The 293-nt window shown below is 44.7% G+C and carries 1 pseudogene; it reads left to right on the top strand.

Annotated features, from left to right (window positions below):
• A pseudogene (locus ACFINC_RS11015) lies at positions 1 to 293 on the top strand (ATP-dependent DNA helicase RecG); the annotation flags it as partial.

Below are 293 nucleotides of genomic sequence, written 5' to 3'. Positions count from 1 at the left end.
CTTAGAAAGTACAGCACGTAAACGTCTTGCCTATGATGAACTGCTCGCTTGTCAATTGGCGCTAGGTCTTGTTCGTTTGAAAACAAAATCTCTTGTTGGGACTCCTCGACCATCAACGGGAATTTATACGAAAAAATTGCTTAATATTCTCCCCTTTCAGCTCACAAAGGGACAGATAAAAGCGGTAGAGGATATTGCCAATGATCTTGCTTCACCAGAACCGATGCTAAGACTGCTCCAAGGCGATGTAGGCGCGGGAAAAACAGTCGTGGCACTAATGGCAATGGCACAAA

This window comes from Bartonella sp. AP58NXGY (genome assembly GCF_042195785.1).
Classification (GTDB): Bacteria; Pseudomonadota; Alphaproteobacteria; order Rhizobiales; family Rhizobiaceae; genus Bartonella.
Note: the sequence above shows the minus strand (reverse complement) of the source record. Positions and strands in the feature narration are given on the sequence as shown.